The organism is Anoxybacillus sp. MB8 (assembly GCF_011006755.1).
GTDB lineage: Bacteria > Bacillota > Bacilli > Bacillales > Anoxybacillaceae > Anoxybacillus > Anoxybacillus gonensis.
Genome location: NZ_RXXX01000012.1, coordinates 1 through 13,517, shown reverse-complemented (window position 1 = coordinate 13,517; position 13,517 = coordinate 1). Strand labels below are relative to the sequence as shown.

Sequence of the window (13,517 nt, the reverse complement as noted above, 5' to 3'; positions counted from 1 at the left end):
ATAGCACGACAAAAGGAGATGAAAACATGTTTACTCGTAAACGATGGAGAGAAGCAGGAACGGCCTATACGTTATTGTCACCGACGTTATTTGTCCTTCTTTTATTCATCATCGGTCCGATTTTATTTGCGATTTATTTATCGTTTCATAAAGTGCAGTTGTTAGGAACGGCAAGTTTTCAATTTGTCGGGTTCGACAACTTTGCGCGCATATTAGATGATACGCGCGCGAAAATTGCGCTTTGGAATACGGTGAAATACGTGGCGATCGTCGTGCCGACGCAAACGATGCTGGCGCTCGTTTTAGCGGCAACGCTCAATGCGGGCTTAAAAGGAGAAAAGTTTTTCCGCATCGTTTATTTTTTGCCGACATTAACCTCATCAGCTGTTTTGACGCTTATTTTTATGTGGATGTATAACCAAAATGGTCTTGTCAACCACGTGCTTGCGTTTTTCGGCTTGCCGACGTACAACTGGCTTGGCGATCCGTCTGTCGCTTTAAACGCCATTATGATTATGAACATTTGGTCAACGGCACCGTTTTTTATGGTCATTTATTTAGCGGCATTGCAAGACATTCCGGATTCGTTATATGAAGCGGCAGAGTTAGACGGGGCGAACGCTTGGCATAAGTTTTGGTACGTCACTGTTCCGTATTTAAAACCGGTCACATCATTTGTCGTCATTATGGGGTTAATCGGTACGTTTCAATTGTTCGACCAATCGTACATTTTCTCAGGCGGTTCGGGCGGACCGAACAATGCGACGTTAACGGTTGTTCTTCTTATTTATCAATATGCGTTTAAATCGCTTGGAACGATGGGATATGCAGCCGCGCTTGCTTTTGCGTTAGCGATCGTCATTTTACTTGCGACGTGGTTGCAGCGAAAATTTTCAAAAGAAGAGTCGCTTTACTAAAGGAGGGAAGGTCATGAGAATAGGCAAAGCGTTGTTGTATACGATTCTCGTTTTATATGCAATCGTGACGATGATTCCGTTTTTATGGGCGCTTTCGTCATCGTTTAAAACGCTTGAAGAAATTGTAAGTGGTTCAATTCGTTTTATTCCGGAACATTTTACGCTCGATAACTATAAACAAATTTTTATTGAACAAGAGCTATTTCCTCGTTGGTTTATGAATAGCGTCATCATTGCGGTGACGGTGACGATCTTAAACTTAATCTTTAACTCGATGGCAGGCTATGCACTCGCTCGCCTTCATTTCCGAGGAAAACAGACGATTTTTATGATCATTCTTGCGGTATTAATGATTCCAGCGCAAGTGACGATGATTCCGAACTATTTAATTTTAAAACAGCTCGGTTGGCTGAACTCGTATCAAGGAATGATTGTCCCGGCGATGATTAACGCGACGTTTATTTTTATGATGCGTCAATTTTTCATTAACTTCCCGAAAGAGTTAGAAGAAGCCGCGGCGCTAGATGGGTTAAGTCGCATCGGCACATTTTTCCGCATCGTGTTGCCGCTCGCTCGCCCAGCGCTCGCCGCGCAAGCCATTTTCGTTTTCATGGGTTCGTGGAACGACTTTATGCGTCCGCTTATTATTTTATCCGATCCGAACTTGTTTACGTTGCCGCTTGGGTTAAATAGCTTTAAAGGACAATACATTAGCTATTGGAACTACATTATGGCGGCATCGATGGTGTTCACGTTGCCTGTCTTAGTCATTTATGCGTTTTTCAATCGTTACTTCATTAAAGGCATTTCATTTACAGGGGGAAAATGATCCCCCTTTTTTCATTTCTTCCCACTCACTATATTCGCTTATAAATAAAATGATATATCCTGTCACAATAATCCCAATACCGATTACTTTCATTAGTTGAATCCATTCTTGATTCATATATGACACCTCATCATGCATTGCTTATTCAATGTATGACGAGAAGGAGGAAAATGTGTCAATCCGCCCCGTATCCGACATCTTTATCTGGATGGGTGAACGGGGCTTGTCCGCTTCGTTTTTCTTCTAATAAGGCGCGGTTTTCAGGTGTATTCCAACCGATGTCGTTCGTCGGATGCACCCATTCGTCTCCCGACATGATGCTCGGATCGGTTTCATCGCTCCATTCATTGAGAGGGGAGTGTGGCGAATTGTATTTACTGTCGCCGATGACGACCCCGTATTTGTTTATAAATGGTGGCTGCATGCGTATGTTTGTCCCTTTAAACGATGGCGCATGAATTTGATGCGGCTGTGTCTCATCGAAAATGGGCGATTCGATTTTTTTATCCATTATCATCACCTCGCTATTAATGTGGCTTAGCAACGTATAAAATATGTTGCTTTGCGCGACATTACTTGTGAGGGGGAATGAATATGCATTTTCCAATTGCCCACTTGAACGAACGCGACATTGCCGAAGTGCAACAATTTGAGCGAAAGCTTCGTGAACAAACGGGCGAAGACATCATACTCATTGCGTACAAAAAAGAACAAACATACGGACGAGGTGAACGATCATGAAACGAAAAGTAACACATGATGCGGCGAAGACGAACAACCAAACGCCGACGGAAAGCATGCCGAAAGACGAATTTGAAGCGCAATATGCTGGTGGAGAAGATATGAGCCGCGGCGCAAACCGAAATTCGAAAAAAGGACGGCAAGGAAAATGAAAAAGAAACAAGCGGGCAAAACCGTTCCGATCCCAAGTGACATATTAAAGGAAGAATTCGGACACGAACAAGGCGACATCAATGCTCATAAAGTGATTGAGCTGTTAGAAGAAGCGAAAAAGGAAAAGAAAAATGAGTAAAGTATATTTTTGAAATAATTGCATAGTATAAAGTGTAGGCGACATAGGTTCGGACTATGTAGCCATAGAGAAAGGGCTGCTTACGTATACATGAAAGCAGCCCACTTATCGTTGTACATGTTCAAAGTCTTCTTTCTTTAGAAAAAAGTGGTCATCGCACAAATCTTTTAAATATCCAGCTTTTTGTTGATCAACGAGACAGGCTACGACATTTTTTCCTAGTTGTTGTACGACCCGAATAGCAGGTTCATAATCCGTATCTGCGAAATGGCTTCGTCGTAGGCGTGATGATAAGCTAAAGACACTAAATCAACGGCTATATTTACATCTGTGCCTTTTTCAATATAAATGTCTTTTCCGCTCCCATCTTGACCGACATATTTAAGATAGCCAGCTTTTGCAATGCAGTAAGGGACATGCTTGTTTAATGTATCAATAAACTTTTTTGTTGCGGCTGCCTTCGATTTATCGTGACTACTCATAGCCGTATAGTAATATACCCTTTGTAGATGACCGTTTCTTATGTCAGCTATATAATGAGCTAATTTTCCATAGTCAATCCGCTGATAATTTCCGCTGAAAAGATTCGTAACAGCGCTTTCAAAATTATTTCCATCAATAAAAACCATGATTCTTTTCACATCCTTCTCCCCCCTAATATGACTAAAAGCGCTAGCTCCTCGTGCTAGCGCTTTTTTCCATCATCTCTAAGCTATCGAATTCCGAACATTCGACAGCTATCTTCTCTAGCAAGGAACATCTCCGAATGATGTCCTTCTCGCAACTTAAAGCTTCCTTATAGTCGAAATTATAAAACTTCAATAAACGCTTTGTCAATTCGTGTCCATTTCCAAACTATACGTTTCCGCTTTCATCGTCGTTTGGTTAAAGTAAACGATCATCGCCATGTTGCAGCGGCGAATATGTTTCGTTTGTAAATAATGCGGCAAGTCGAAAGGAATCATTTCGACGACGGTATGTTTGAATAATTCTTTTTCGCTTAGTGAAAGAAGGTGCGGTTGTTCGGACAGTTTTTCGTATACGCGCGCGCGTACATGTTTGTCCGTTTTTTCGTCCCACCACGGTTTGCGCGGTTTTTGTTTTTGATTGCGCAAATAGTCGTATTTCATCAACGCCTCAACGATCGGCAAGTCGTTCGTGTGTAACGTTTGTAAAAACGAATAAAGGCGGCGGAATAAATCTTCAAGTTGATGTCCGATGCGCGCCCAACCTTGTTCGTCCCAATACGTGCCGAACGATTGGAAAAAGTCAAACGGCGTGTCAAATAGATGGGTGACGATATATTCAATCGTTTCGTCCATGCGATGATCGTTCCAATATTTTTCGAGCACATCTTCGACTTGTTTTAACCGAATGATGTCATCAAACGAAAGCACATGGTTGCGCAAAATTTCATATGGCGCGCGATCCATAAAGACGTAGCCGTACTCGTTTGCCTTGTGGCGAAGCCCTGTGCCGCGCAACATTTTTAAAAAGCCGAGCTGCAATTCTTCTGGGCGAAGCGCAAATACGTCGTTAAACGTTTTGCGAAACGATGTGTAATCTTCTTCTGGAAGCCCGGCAATTAAATCAAGATGTTGCGCAATTTTTCCGCCTTGTTTCACCATCGTGACGGTGCGCGTAAGCTTTTCAAAATTTTGCTTGCGCATGACGAGTTTGTTGACTTCATCGTTTGTCGATTGCACACCAATTTCAAAGCGGAATAGCCCTGGAGGCGCTTCTTTATTTAAAAACTCAATGACTTCTGGCCGCATAATGTCAGCGGTAATTTCAAATTGGAACACAACGCCCGGCACATGTTCGTCAATTAAAAATTGAAACATATCCATCGCGTAGCTGCGGCTAATGTTAAACGTCCGATCGACAAATTTAATGACTTTCGCGCCGTGTTTCATTAAATAACGCAAATCTTCCTTTATTTTTTCACGGTCAAAATAACGAACGCCAACTTCAATCGACGATAAACAAAATTGGCAACTAAACGGACAGCCGCGGCTCGTCTCGACATACGTCACGCGCTTTGACAAATGCGGAATATCTTCAGGAAAGCGAAACGGCGACGGCACGTTTGCTAAGTTGATTTTATTTCTTTGCGGGTTAATGATCGCTTTTCCGTCTCGGTGAAACGCAAGCCCTGCAATGTTTGTCACATCTTCGCCACGTTCTAGTGCGGTAAGCAGCTGTTTAAACGTTTCTTCTCCTTCGCCGATGACGATATAATCAAACTCCGGCACGCGCTCTAGCCAATAAGCGACGTCATATGACACTTCTGGTCCACCGACGACGATCGTGACGGTTGGATGCACTTTTTTCAACAGCTGAATGACTTCAATCGTCTGTTCGATGTTCCAAATGTAACAGCTAAACCCGACGACATCTGGTTTGCGACGATACAAATCGGTGACGATATTTAACACCGGGTCTTTAATCGTATATTCAACAAGCTCCACATGAAACTCCGGCTGGGCGTACGCTTTTAAATACCGAATCGCTAAGTTCGTATGAATATATTTTGCATTTAACGTTGTACAGATAATATGCACTGCAAACGACTCCTTTATATGTAGGTTGCAACGAGTAATTATATCATATCCGAAGGGAAGGAAAAAGGGTGCCCTTTTTGTGAGGACACCCTTTGTATTATGCGGAAATTTGGTTTTCAGCCCGTTTCGTTTTGCCGCGGTTTGATACCATAAAGAAAATGAATGCGACAACGACGACGGCATATAAGATGAACCAGATGTTGAAGCCACCGACGATGAAGCCCATGCCGAGCATACCAGCCGCTAAAATGTAATATGTCATCGGAATGAGCGCTTTGCGAATTAAGCTTCCTTCTTGACCGACAAGACCGACTGTCGCGGAAGCCGCAACGACGTTATGAACACAAATCATATTTCCAGCTGCTCCACCAACAGCTTGCAACGCGACGACAACCGCAGCGCCTGAAGCAGATAAACCGATGCTTTCCGCTGTACCGAATTGGAAAAGCGAGAACATCATGTTGCTGAACGTGTTACTTCCAGCGATAAACGCTCCGAGCGCACCGATGAGCGGCGCAACGATCGGCCATGCGGAACCGGCGATGTTCGACACTCCTTCCGCCAACACGAGTGGCATGCTTGCCAGTTCTTCTGTTTTTGAGTTAATGAAAATGTTGATCATCGGCACGGCGAAAATGAGCGCGGAACCTGCGCTTAATGCCGTTTTAAACGAATCGCTAAACGCTTTTTTGTAGCTTGCTGCATCCATCCGATGTAAAACGTATGTGATAAGGGAAACGATTAAGAAAATCGTACCCGGCAAATAAAGCGGCGTCGATTTAATCGCAATGCCGGAGTTAAATAAGTTGTCGATTACAATCGTGACGCTTTCTCCTGTTAAAAACGTTTTTACTTCCGTTACTGTGCGTGTAATGACGAGCAAAATCGCCACTAATACGTACGGGAACCATGCGTTGAAAAGCGAAATGCGCTTTTTCCCATGCCCGATGTTCGTTTGTTCGTTGTTTAACCGACCGATCCATTCTTGTTCCCAATGGTTGCGATGCTCAAAATCAAACGTATCTTTCGGCATAAATAACCCTGCTTTGGCAGCTGGGATGACAATAACAAGACCGATTAATGAACCGAGCAATGATGGAAACTCTGGACCGAGCACGTTCGCGATGATCGCATACGGAACGGTAAACGCAAAGCCAGCGAGCATCGCAAATTTCCAAACGCGCAATCCTTCGCGGAACGAACGGTTTTTGCCGAAAAAGCGCGTAAGCATTCCGACGACAATAAGCGGAATAAACGTTCCGACCATCGCATGGATGATGCCGACGTTTGCGGCAATTTGTAATAAGTAATCCATAAACTCCATATCGCCAATCGCTTTCATGACCGTCTCTTGGTTCGCAAGACCGGTATTCACTCCGACGAGAATTGGTGTTCCAATCGCTCCGAAAGAAACAGGCGTGCTTTGAATAATTAACGCAACTAACACCGCCGCCATCGCTGGAAAGCCGATCGCAACGAGAAGCGGTGCGGCGATCGCAGCAGGTGTACCGAATCCTGCAGCCCCTTCAATAAATGAACCGAACAACCAAGCGATAATGATTGCTTGAATGCGACGGTCAGGTGAAATGTGAATAAACCCTTGGCGAATCGTTTCAATCGCGCCGCTTTCTTTTACCGTATTTAAAAGCAACACCGCTCCAAATACGATAAACATAATTTCGATTGCTGTTTTTATACCGTTGACGCTTGCGGCAGCCACAACGTTCATTTTCGTTCCCCAAACGAATAGCGCGATGGCCGCAGTGACGACAAGCGCAACAGGCATCGCACGGCTTGCCGGCCATTTCAGTATGACAAGGAATAAGAAAACTGTTAAAATTGGCAATAGTGCGATAAATGATAACATACCGATACTCATATGCATCCCCCTTTGTTCAATGTGATGATGTAATTCCTTATCCCCTCGTCATAAGGTCATACAATCATCTGATGAGTATATCATAATGTAAGCGCAATCATTTTTCAATATGAATATTTAAAAATTTTTCACAGTTATTTTGTAGAAAAATGTGATATGATATTCTATTTATGTGGGGGAGTAAACAAGAAACAATGGGGTGGACAACGTGTACAAACAAATTAAACCGAAAAAAATATATGAAGAAGTAGCGGAAGCGATTTTACATATGATTCAAACAGGGCAGTTAAAGCCCGGCGATAAACTCGATTCCGTTCAACAGCTAGCAGAAAATTTCCAAGTTGGACGAGCAGCGATTCGTGAAGCGTTGACGGCGCTTCGGGCGATGGGGCTCATTGAAATGAAACAAGGGGAAGGCACATATGTGCGCGAGTTTGATCCAGCGATGTTGTCGTTTCCGATTTCTGCAGCGGTGCTCATGAATAAAGAAGATGTCGCTCATTTATTAGAAGTGAGAAAGCTGTTAGAAGTCGGTGCATCAGGCGTGGCAGCGAAACGAAGAACAGACGAAGATTTGCGCGCGATGCAAAGCGCCCTGACGCAAATGCGCGAAGCGATTGGCGACGAAGAACTTGGTGAAAAAGCGGACTTTTTATTTCATATGGCGATTGCGGCGGCAACGAAAAATCCGCTATTAGTGAGTTTAATGAACAACGTCTCAGGCATGATGATGGAGACGATGCGCGAGACGCGCCGCATTTGGCTGTTTGCCAAACAAGCGACGACCGAACAGCTGCTTGAAGATCATATCGCTATTTTTGAGGCGATTCGCGAACAAAACGCCGAACTTGCCCAAGAGCGAATGAAAGACCATTTAGGGCATGTCGAAAAAGTGCTGTCCGACTATATGTCTTCATAGCGGAGGGGCTTCCTCCGAACGTACTCATCAGATGACCGGTTGACTAATTTGGCAATTAGATGTAAAGTGAAAAAAAGAAAACGTTTTCTTGGAGAGGGGATCGGGAATGAACGTTACATTATTTGTTACATGTTTAGTCGATTTGTTTCACGTCAACGTCGGAAAAGCGACAGTCGAGCTATTAGAGCGGCTTGGCTGTACGGTTCATTTTCCAGAAGCGCAAACGTGCTGTGGACAGCCGGCGTACAATAGCGGCTATGTAAAAGAAGCGAAAGAAGCGATGAAACATATGATTCGCACATTTGAACATGCCGAATATATCGTCACGCCATCTGGTTCGTGTGCGACGATGTTTAAAGAATATCCGCACATTTTTAAAGGCGACGGGGAATGGGAAGAGCGGGCGAAACGCGTTGCCGATAAAACGTATGAACTGACGCAATTTATCGTCGATGTGCTACAAGTGGAAGATGTCGGGGCGCGGTTAAAAGGAACAGCGACGTATCATACGTCATGTCATATGACGCGCTTACTTGGCGTAAAAGATGCGCCGCTTACGCTTTTGCAACATGTGAAAGATCTTGAAGTGGTGCCGCTTCCAAACGCGCACAATTGTTGCGGATTTGGCGGTACGTTTTCTGTCAAAATGGGACCGATTTCGGAACAAATGGTCGATGAAAAAATTGAATGTATTGAACGAGTCGAAGCGGATTATTTAATCGGGGCCGATTGCGGCTGTTTAATGAACATCGGCGGGCGCATCGAGCGAAAAGGCAAGCCGATTCGCGTCATGCACATTGCCGAAGTGTTAAATAGCCGATAAAAGGGGGGATTCATATGGCGATGAAAATTAACACGGGAGAATTTCACGAGCGAGTGGAAAAAGGGATTCATAATACGTTTATGCGCGGAGCGGTGGCAGGAGCGCAAGAACGGTTGCGCACGCGCCGATTGGAAGCAGCAGCGGAGCTTGGCAATTGGGAACAATGGCGCGCGCTTGGGGAGGAAATTCGTCAACATACGCTTGAAAACTTAGATTATTATTTAATGCAATTAAGCGAAAATGTAAAAAAGCGCGGGGGACATGTGTTTTTTGCGCAAACAGCAGAAGAAGCGAACGATTACATTTGCCGCGTCGTCGAAAGCAAACAAGCGAAAAAAATTGTGAAATCAAAATCGATGGTGACAGAAGAAATTCATATGAACGCTGCCCTTGAAAAGCTCGGCTGCGAAGTCATTGAAACAGACCTTGGCGAATACATTTTGCAAGTCGATGACCACGATCCACCATCGCACATCGTCGCGCCTGCGCTTCATAAAAATAAAGAACAAATTCGCGACGTATTTCAAGAAAAGCTGGCGTATACAAAAACAGAAAAGCCAGAAGAACTGGCGCTTCATGCGCGCCATATGCTTCGTCATGAATATATGACGGCCGATGTTGGCATTACAGGATGCAACTTTGCGGTTGCGGAAACGGGTTCGATCACGTTAGTGACGAACGAAGGAAACGCCGATTTAGTGACCGCTTTACCGAAAACACAAATTACGGTCATGGGAATGGAGCGCATCGTACCGACGTTTGAAGAAATGGAAGTGCTCGTCAGCTTGCTTACAAGAAGCGCCGTCGGGCAAAAATTAACGAGCTACATTACCGTATTAACAGGTCCGCGCGATGAAGGAGAAGTGGACGGACCGGAAGAATTTCATCTCGTCATTGTCGATAACGGGCGTTCCGATATTTTAGGAACGGAATTTCAACCGGTGTTGCAATGTATTCGTTGCGCCGCTTGCGTCAACGTTTGTCCAGTATACCGTCATATTGGTGGACATTCGTACGGTTCGATTTATTCCGGACCGATTGGAGCGGTATTGTCACCGCTTCTTGGCGGCTATGACGACTATAAAGAATTGCCGTATGCATCGACGTTATGTGCCGCTTGTACAGAAGCATGTCCGGTCAAAATTCCGCTCCATGAACTGTTGTTAAAACATCGGCAAACGATTGTTGAACGGGAAGGAAAAGCGCCGATTTCCGAAAAGTTAGCGATGAAAGCGTTCGGACTTGGTGCGGCATCGTCCATGTTGTATAAACTCGGTTCAAAAATTGCGCCGACAGCTGTCCATCCGTTTACAATAAACGACCGCATTTCGAAAGGTCCAGGACCGTTAAAAGCATGGACGGATATTCGTGAATTTCCAGCGCCTGAAAAAGAACGGTTTCGCGATTGGTTCAAACAAAGGGGGGATGAATAATGGAAGCTTTTTTACAACGTCTCGCTTCTCGTCTCGGACGTGACATGCCGACATTTGTCGAACGTCCACAATGGAAACATGCGCCGCAACAAACGGTATTTCAAGGATATAGTCAAGACGAGTTACTCACTGAGTTAAAAAAACAATGTACCCGCATTCATACGACGCTCGTGGAAACGAACACCGCTGAACTTCAGCAAACGATCGAACAAGTCATTGATGCACATGGCGGTGGACCGATTGTTGTCGCAAACGATGAACGATATGAACAAGTCGGGTTATCTTCCTTTTTAAAAAGAGAAGATGTGCACGTCTGGGACGTATCGCTCGGACGAGCAAATATCGAAGCGGCAGAAAAGGCGAACGTCGGCATGACATTTAGCGACATCACGCTGGCGGAATCCGGAACGGTCGTGTTGCTTAATCATCACAACCAAGGGCGGACGATTAGCTTTTTACCGAAAACGTACGTGGCGATCATTCCGAAAAGTACAATCGTTCCACGGATGACGCAAGCGGCGCGCATCATTCGTGAACAAAAACATGTTCCGTCATGTATCAATTTCATTACAGGCCCAAGCAACTCGGCAGATATTGAAATGAATTTAGTCGTTGGGGTGCACGGACCGATGAAAGCCACATACATCGTCATTACTGATTGTTGAGCAGTTCATTCGCTGCTCTTTTTTTATTTCCGATCAGATTAATAAAGTTTTCAGAATGTTAAGAAGGAATGAAAATATATGTGGCGAATATACATGATAAATATGGAGAGGGAGTAGCGAGGAGGGAAAGCGTTTGAGTTTCAAAGAAAGCATGATGGAGGAGTCTGCATTCGTTCAGCTTTCGAAACGAGAGAAAGAAGCGATCGATGAGCGAATCAGTCGGTATGATTTTATGTTGCAACAAGTGACGGATGCGATGATTGTTGTGAAAGATGACGGGACGTTTGTGGAAGTAAATGAGGCGGCGTGCCGTTTGTTTCGTGCGCCAAAAGAACAACTGTTACGAAAAAAATTTCAAGAATATACATACCTTGTTCCTGAACATATTTTCCAATTTCAAAAGCAAATGTTGCGTAAATTTGGGGCGTACGATGATGAACTCGTCATTCGTCTAGCCGATGGCGAATTGAAGCATGTGCAATTATTTATGCGTCGCCATCAAGAGCAACAATTTGATTTATATATGATCCGCGACATTTCCTCGAAAAAAGCGCTTGAGCGTGAACGAACGATTAACGAAACGTTATTTAAAGATTTGTTTAATCGCGCAGGCGACGGCATCGTCATTTTTGATGGACAAGGGCGTTTCATTGACGCAAATCCTTCCTTTTGTACGAGCGTCAACGTAAAAAGAGAAGAGTTGTTTAAACTTTCAATACAAACATTTATTCCGATTGAATATCACGATTTATTCGATCAACTGTTGCTTACGTTAAAACGAAACGGAACGGTATCAAGCGAGCTTCCGTTTATTTTAGGCGACGGCATGCAAAAGTTGTTTGAATTGACGTTGACAGCGAACGTGCATAGCGGATTTTTTATGGCGATTATGCGCAACGTGACAGAAAAACGAAATATGGAAATCAACTTACAGCGAAGCGAAGAACGATTTCGCGCCATTTTTGAACAAGCGCACGAAGCCATTATTATTTGCGACGATTTTGGAAACATTTTGCGCGCGAATCCGGCCGCTAGCCGAACGTTTGAGCTGCCGCTTCACGATCTCGTTCATGCGAACTTATTGCAGTTTATGGATGGAAAAAATAAAAAAGTGCGCGACGTGTTGCGTCAATTTTTCCGCGATGGGCAAATTCGCGATGAACTGACGTTTCATATGCCGAATGGCGAAAAAAAACAGCTTGAATTTACATCGAAAAAGGGCGTTATTAACGGCTACCATTTAACGATTTTTCGCAACGTCAGTGAACGAAGAAAAATGGAAAAGCAGTTGCGCGAACAAGAACAAAAGTTTCGCAGCGTATTTAATCATGCGATGGACGGCATCGTGCTGATTGACGATCAGCAGCGCATTTTTGATGCCAACCCTGCGGCATGCCGTATTTTTTCCCTTCAAAAAGAACAGCTGCTTGAAAAATGTATGCATGAGTTTATCGGCAGCAACGATTTAATGAAATTTCAAACGTGGTTAAACGACGGAGAGGAAGAAGAATTTTGTATCATTGACGGAGAAGGAAAGAAAAAAATTGTGGAATTATCGTTTAAGCCGAACATTATTGAACATGTCGGGCTAATGATGATGCGCGATATGACCGAGAAAAAAGAAATGGAAGAACAGTTACGCAAGTCAGATACGTTAAATGTCGTCGGGCAACTCGCAGCAGGCATCGCTCATGAAATTCGCAATCCGATGACAGCGTTAAAAGGATTTATTCAACTATTACAAGGAAGTATCGGCAATGATTGCGAACAATATGATATGTATTTCCACGTCATTATGTCAGAATTAAAGCGTATTGAGTCGATTATTACCGAATTTCTCGTGTTGGCGAAACCGCAAGCGATTCATTATGAACGGGGCAACGTGGCGAGAATTATGCAAGAAACGGTCGATTTATTAAGCGTGCAGGCGATGATGCATAACATTCAAATTGAAGCGACGTATGAACAAGTTCCGCTCATTTATTGCGAACCGAAACAATTAAAACAAGTGTTTATTAACATATTAAAAAATGCGATTGAAGTCATGCCAAACGGCGGCACGATTACCGTTTCTGTTTCACGTGTCGAAGAAGGCATACGCATTGCCATCCGCGACGAAGGAAGCGGCATTCCAAAAGAGAAAATAAAAAAATTAGGGGAGCCGTTTTATACGACGAAAGAGCGTGGAACGGGGCTTGGTTTAATGGTGAGCTATAAAATTATTGAAGAGCATCACGGGCGCATTGATGTTGAAAGCGAAGTGGGCGTTGGTACGACGTTTTATATTACACTACCGGTATGAGTAAAATGTTTGTGGGAGAAAAAAAGACAGGTTCCTGATTTGGTATAATAAGGAACCTGTCAGATATGTAAGCAAAATAGATGAAAAACGGGCTCTCCTCCTGGTAAGGTAGTAAGTGCGAAAAAAATACAACCAAAGAAAGGAGTGGAGCCC

General features: G+C 44.0%; 15 protein-coding genes. 10 read left to right on the top strand and 5 right to left on the bottom strand.

The window, feature by feature from the left end; all coding sequences use genetic code 11:
* Positions 1-26 precede the first annotated feature (26 nt).
* Positions 27-917, top strand: a complete 891-nt coding sequence (locus EKC99_RS06275) for a carbohydrate ABC transporter permease (protein WP_009362500.1) — start codon at positions 27-29, stop codon at positions 915-917.
* A 13-nt stretch (positions 918-930) separates the two neighbouring features.
* Positions 931-1,746, top strand: a complete 816-nt coding sequence (locus EKC99_RS06270) for a carbohydrate ABC transporter permease (protein WP_163151046.1) — start codon at positions 931-933, stop codon at positions 1,744-1,746.
* Here EKC99_RS06270 and EKC99_RS06265 read toward each other — a convergent pair.
* Positions 1,726-1,863, bottom strand: coding sequence for a hypothetical protein (locus tag EKC99_RS06265; RefSeq protein WP_163151045.1), 138 nt, complete (start codon positions 1,861-1,863; stop codon positions 1,726-1,728). The two genes, EKC99_RS06270 and EKC99_RS06265, sit on opposite strands and share 21 nt — an antisense overlap.
* Before the next feature lie 58 nt (positions 1,864-1,921).
* The gene (locus EKC99_RS06260; RefSeq protein ID WP_163151044.1) at positions 1,922-2,257 is read right to left on the bottom strand and encodes a DUF3905 domain-containing protein; all 336 of its coding nucleotides are present in this window, start codon (positions 2,255-2,257) and stop codon (positions 1,922-1,924) included.
* Between the two features lie 83 nt (positions 2,258-2,340).
* On the opposite strand from EKC99_RS06260, the gene EKC99_RS06255 reads away from it, so the two are divergent.
* From EKC99_RS06255 to EKC99_RS06245, 3 genes are read left to right on the top strand one after another with little or no spacing between them, the layout of a single operon-like run.
* On the top strand, positions 2,341-2,487 hold the full coding sequence (locus EKC99_RS06255; protein ID WP_163151043.1) for a hypothetical protein: 147 nt from the start codon (positions 2,341-2,343) through the stop codon (positions 2,485-2,487).
* The gene (locus tag EKC99_RS06250; RefSeq protein ID WP_006321568.1) at positions 2,484-2,639 is read left to right on the top strand and encodes a hypothetical protein; all 156 of its coding nucleotides are present in this window, start codon (positions 2,484-2,486) and stop codon (positions 2,637-2,639) included. Before EKC99_RS06255 ends, EKC99_RS06250 begins: the two co-directional genes overlap by 4 nt.
* Positions 2,636-2,779 (top strand): hypothetical protein, encoded by a 144-nt coding sequence (locus tag EKC99_RS06245; RefSeq protein ID WP_009362504.1) that lies wholly within the window; start codon positions 2,636-2,638, stop codon positions 2,777-2,779. The genes EKC99_RS06250 and EKC99_RS06245 overlap by 4 nt, the downstream gene beginning before the upstream one ends.
* 218 nt (positions 2,780-2,997) lie before the next feature.
* Here EKC99_RS06245 and EKC99_RS06240 read toward each other — a convergent pair whose 3' ends face one another.
* The 3 genes from EKC99_RS06240 to EKC99_RS06230 form a co-directional block, all read right to left on the bottom strand.
* Positions 2,998-3,420, bottom strand: coding sequence for an NYN domain-containing protein (locus EKC99_RS06240; protein WP_240468816.1), 423 nt, complete (start codon positions 3,418-3,420; stop codon positions 2,998-3,000).
* A 192-nt stretch (positions 3,421-3,612) separates the two neighbouring features.
* Complete coding sequence (locus EKC99_RS06235) at positions 3,613-5,343, bottom strand: B12-binding domain-containing radical SAM protein (protein ID WP_163151042.1); 1,731 nt, start codon at positions 5,341-5,343, stop codon at positions 3,613-3,615.
* Between the two features lie 97 nt (positions 5,344-5,440).
* Positions 5,441-7,222 carry an L-lactate permease gene (locus tag EKC99_RS06230; protein ID WP_075039373.1) on the bottom strand — a complete coding sequence of 594 codons (1,782 nt, stop codon included), beginning with the start codon at positions 7,220-7,222 and terminating at the stop codon, positions 5,441-5,443.
* 199 nt (positions 7,223-7,421) lie between these two features.
* On the opposite strand from EKC99_RS06230, the gene EKC99_RS06225 reads away from it, so the two are divergent.
* The 5 genes from EKC99_RS06225 to EKC99_RS06205 all read left to right on the top strand — a co-directional run bounded on the left by EKC99_RS06225 (position 7,422) and on the right by EKC99_RS06205 (position 13,364).
* Positions 7,422-8,141 (top strand): FadR/GntR family transcriptional regulator, encoded by a 720-nt coding sequence (locus tag EKC99_RS06225; protein WP_026011591.1) that lies wholly within the window; start codon positions 7,422-7,424, stop codon positions 8,139-8,141.
* 106 nt (positions 8,142-8,247) lie between these two features.
* Positions 8,248-8,964 (top strand): (Fe-S)-binding protein, encoded by a 717-nt coding sequence (locus EKC99_RS06220; protein ID WP_035064205.1) that lies wholly within the window; start codon positions 8,248-8,250, stop codon positions 8,962-8,964.
* A 14-nt stretch (positions 8,965-8,978) separates the two neighbouring features.
* Positions 8,979-10,397: a LutB/LldF family L-lactate oxidation iron-sulfur protein gene (locus EKC99_RS06215; RefSeq protein ID WP_163151041.1), complete on the top strand. Its 1,419-nt coding sequence runs from the start codon at positions 8,979-8,981 to the stop codon at positions 10,395-10,397.
* Positions 10,397-11,062, top strand: coding sequence for a LutC/YkgG family protein (locus EKC99_RS06210; RefSeq protein WP_163151040.1), 666 nt, complete (start codon positions 10,397-10,399; stop codon positions 11,060-11,062). Before EKC99_RS06215 ends, EKC99_RS06210 begins: the two co-directional genes overlap by 1 nt.
* A gap of 151 nt (positions 11,063-11,213) precedes the next feature.
* Complete coding sequence (locus EKC99_RS06205) at positions 11,214-13,364, top strand: PAS domain-containing sensor histidine kinase (RefSeq protein WP_163151099.1); 2,151 nt, start codon at positions 11,214-11,216, stop codon at positions 13,362-13,364.
* Positions 13,365-13,517 lie beyond the last annotated feature (153 nt).